Annotated in this window: 3 protein-coding genes; all 3 read right to left on the bottom strand. The window is 71.6% G+C overall.

The window, feature by feature from the left end:
* Positions 1 to 196 precede the first annotated feature (196 nt).
* A complete protein-coding gene (locus tag ACRDTB_RS37615; protein WP_431437040.1) occupies positions 197 to 1,126 on the bottom strand; it encodes a MazG family protein in 930 nt (309 codons plus the stop codon).
* Positions 1,123 to 2,121 carry a SurA N-terminal domain-containing protein gene (locus tag ACRDTB_RS37610; protein WP_431437039.1) on the bottom strand — a complete coding sequence of 333 codons (999 nt, stop codon included), beginning with the start codon at positions 2,119 to 2,121 and terminating at the stop codon, positions 1,123 to 1,125. Before ACRDTB_RS37610 ends, ACRDTB_RS37615 begins: the two co-directional genes overlap by 4 nt.
* A gap of 24 nt (positions 2,122 to 2,145) precedes the next feature.
* Positions 2,146 to 3,908 (bottom strand): transcription-repair coupling factor (mfd, locus tag ACRDTB_RS37605; protein ID WP_431437038.1); only part of this gene is annotated, 1,763 nt, incomplete at its 5' end.

The following is a 3,908-nucleotide window of genomic DNA, read 5'->3' as shown; positions in this document are numbered from 1 at the left end:
GTCCGGAGCGTTGGACACGCGGGTCCGGAGCGTTGGACACGCGGGTCCGGAGCGTTGGACACGCGGGTCCGGAGCGTTGGACACGCGGGTCCGGAGCGTTGGACACGCGGGTCCGGAGCGTTGGACACGCGGGTCCGGAGCGTTGGACTCGCGGACCGGAGCGGGGGACCCGCGTGCGGGAGTGGGGGGCTCGCGGTTAGGGGGTGGGCCAGAAGTGGTGCCAGTCGGTGGGGGTCATTCGGGATGGGTCCACGTCCTCGGCTCGGGCGGCTCGCTCCGCGGTGCGGACGTTGTCGGCGAAGCGGCGGGCCACCGCGCGCAGCTCGCCCTCCGGGTCGGTACCCGCGAGCTTCGCCAGCGCGGCCAGGTCGAACAGGCGCGAGCCGGGATCCGAGCCGCGCGGCAGCAGGTCGCCGGGCAGGCCCGCGCGGGCCGTGCGCTGCGCCAGCTTCGCCGCCAGCGCCAGGGCCGGCTGCCCCATGGCCACTCCGTCCACACTGGACTCGCGGCGCTTCTCCTGCTGCTTGAGTTCCTCCCAGCGGACCTCCTGCGTGCCCGCGTCGCGCACGGCCGGGTCACCGCCGGCGAACACGTGCGGGTGCCGGCTGACGAGTTTGGCCACCAAGCCCGCGGCCACGTCGTCGATCGAGAACGGGTCGGCCGGGTCCTCCTGCGCGATCCGCGCGTGGAACAACACCTGCAGCAGCACGTCGCCCAGCTCCTCGCGCAGCGCCGCCCGGTCACCGTCCTCAATGGCCTCCAGCAGCTCGAAGCACTCCTCCACCAGGTACTGGCGCAGCGAGTCGTGCGTCTGCTCGGCATCCCACGGGCAGCCGCCCGGCGAGCGCAGCCGGTCCATCACCGCCACCGCGTCCAGCAACCCCGCACCGTCGACCCGCGGCCCGGCAAGAACGGTCGCTCCGGCCGACACCAGGGCCGCGGCGGGTGGGGCGGTAAGATCATCGGTGACCAGCACGAACGGCCCGGGCGGCGACGACGGCAGCGGCGGCAGGCCAAGCTCGAGGCCCGGCGTCGCGTAGACGGAACGGTCGGACCACAGCAGCGGCACGGCGGCCGCCGGCAGCCGCCCGCGATCGATCAGTACGACGGTCGGGCCTGCCGTCACTGCGATTCGTCGGTGGCCGGCGGCAGTATCAGGCCCACCGTCTCGGCCTCGCTCGGCGCCACGGCCATCGCGGCCATGTCCCACACGCCGTACCGCGGGCTGACGCGGATCTCGCTGTCCTCGGCGTAGGGCTGCAACAACCGCTCGCCGACCGCGACCAGCTCCGTCGGCTGGACCTGCGGCGCCTGCGAGGTGTCGACGTTCGCGTTCGTGTCGCGCTCGCGGATCAGGCCGACGACCCACAGCGCCTGCTCGGGCGAGGGCTCGAACGCCACGACCGAGCCCTCGCTGGAGCCGAACATGGCGGTCGCCGCCAGCGCGGCGCTCTGCACGGCCGGGAACTGGGCACCCTCCTGGGCGTCGCCACCGGCCTGCGTGTCCTCGGCGATCAGCTGCGCCACGTTGTCGGGGTCGGCGGCGAACTCACGGGCCTTCGCCACCGCCTTGTCCCGCATGGACTCCGGGTTCGCGCCCGGGTCGTCGGAAACCACGGTCGTGTAGTCCATCGTGACCTGGAGCTTGTCGAAGTACTTGTTCGCCAGCTGCGCGAGCAGGATCTGGTCGGTAATGGTGTCGCGCAGGTCCCGAGCGCGGTACACCAGCTGCGTGGCCAGCGCGTCCGGCGGCACGCTGCCGTCGTTCGGCAGCTCCTCCCGGAACGGGTTCTGCGCCATCGCGTCGGCCACGTCCTCGCGCCCGACCGTGATGTTCTCCTCGCGCGCGGCCTTGACCAGCACGTCGTGCATGACCAGCTGGCTCACCGCCTCACGCGCGACCATGTCCAGCTTGCGCTGCTGCGCCAGCGGCTTGGCGGCGGGCTGCTCCCGCACGATCTTGTCGAGCAGGTTCTGCACGTCGTTGACCGAGATCGACTTGCCGTCGACGATCACGGCGGCGTTGACCTGGCTCGGTCCGGATCCGCACGCGGTCAACCCGGCGACCAGCGCGGTCAGCACGGCGATCAACACGGCAGGACGCAGCTTCGCAGGTGTCACGGCTGCCGAGTTTCTCACAGTGACTCACCCGACCGGTGCTGGGGCGATCTCCAACGAGTCGAGCAGGTTCGCACACCAGTCCAGCAGCTCCGTGTCACGCAGCTGCGGCGCACCCATCCGGCCGCCCGCCGCGCCCTCCGTCGGCCGCGGCACGGACACCAGGTTCGTCACCGCCTTGTAGTTCGCCTTGGGGTACAGGCGCTTCAGCCGCACCAGCTGCGAGTCACGCAGCTTCAGCGGGGCGAACCGGATCAGGCTGCCCTGCGTGGCGACCTCGGTGACCCCGTGCCGGCGGCACGTCTGCCGGAACGCGGCCACCGCGAACAGCCGCCGCACCGGCAGCGGCGGGGCACCGTAGCGGTCCTTCAACTCCTCCTCCACCGCGGCCAGCCCGGAAGCGTCGACCGCCGCAGCGATCTTGCGGTACGCCTCCAGCCGCAGCCGCTCCCCCGGCACGTAGTCGTGCGGGATGTGTGCGTCGACGGGCAGGTCCACCCGCACCTCGGCGAGCTCTTCCTCCTCCTCACCCGGCTCGGCGCCCGCGTGCTTGCGGAACGCCTCGACCGCCTCGCCGACGAGCCGGACGTAGAGGTCGAAGCCGACGCCCGCGATGTGCCCGGACTGCTCCGCGCCGAGGATGTTGCCGGCGCCGCGGATCTCCAGGTCCTTCATGGCGACCGCCATGCCGGCGCCCAGCTCGGAGTTCTGCGCGATCGTCGCGAGCCGGTCGTGGGCGTTCTCGGTGAGCGGGGCCTCCGGCGGGTACAGGAAGTAGGCGTACCCGCGCTCGCGCCCGCGGCCGACCCGACCCCGGAGCTGGTGCAGCTGGGCCAGTCCGAGCAGGTCGCCGCGCTCGACGAGCAGTGTGTTGGCGTTGGCGATGTCCAGCCCGGTCTCGATGATCGTGGTGCACACCAGCACGTCGTACTCGCGCACCCAGAAGCCTTCGATGATCTTCTCGAGGCGGTCCTCGTTCATCTGGCCGTGCGCCGTGACGATCCGTGCCTCGGGCACCAGTTCCCGCAGCCGGCGGGCGGCCTTCTCGATCGAGGAGACGCGGTTGTGCACGTAGAAGACCTGGCCGTCGCGCAGCAGCTCGCGCCGGATCGCGGCGCCGACCTGCTTGTCGTCGTACGCGCCCACGTAGGTGAGGATCGGGTGCCGGTCCTCGGGCGGGGTCAGGATCGTGGACATCTCGCGGATGCCGGCCAGCGACATCTCCAGCGTGCGCGGGATCGGCGTGGCGGACATGGTCAGCACGTCGACGTGGGTACGCAGGGCCTTGATGTGCTCCTTGTGCTCGACGCCGAACCGCTGCTCCTCGTCGACGATCACCAGCCCGAGGTCCTTGTAGCGGATTCCCGTCTGCAGCAGGCGGTGCGTGCCGATGACGACGTCGACCTCGCCGCTGGCGAGCCCCTCGACGACCGCTTCGGCGTCCGGGCCGTGGGTGAAGCGGGACAGGCCCTTCACGTTGACCGGGAACGACTGCATCCGATCGACAAACGTGTTCAGGTGCTGCTGGCCGAGCAGCGTGGTCGGCACCAGGACGGCGACCTGCTTGCCGTCCTGCACGGCCTTGAACGCGGCGCGCACGGCGATCTCGGTCTTGCCGTAGCCGACGTCGCCGCAGATGATCCGGTCCATCGGGACGCCACGACGCATGTCGGCCTTGACCTCGTCGATGGCCGCCATCTGGTCGGGCGTCTCGGTGAACGGGAACGCGTCCTCCAGCTCGCGCTGCCACGGGGAGTCCGCGCCGAACGCGTGCCCGGGCGCGGACTGGC

Origin of the sequence: Actinophytocola sp., assembly GCF_050699935.1 — a bacterium.
Classification (GTDB): domain Bacteria; phylum Actinomycetota; class Actinomycetes; order Mycobacteriales; family Pseudonocardiaceae; genus Actinophytocola.
Note: the sequence above shows the minus strand (reverse complement) of the source record. Positions and strands in the feature narration are given on the sequence as shown.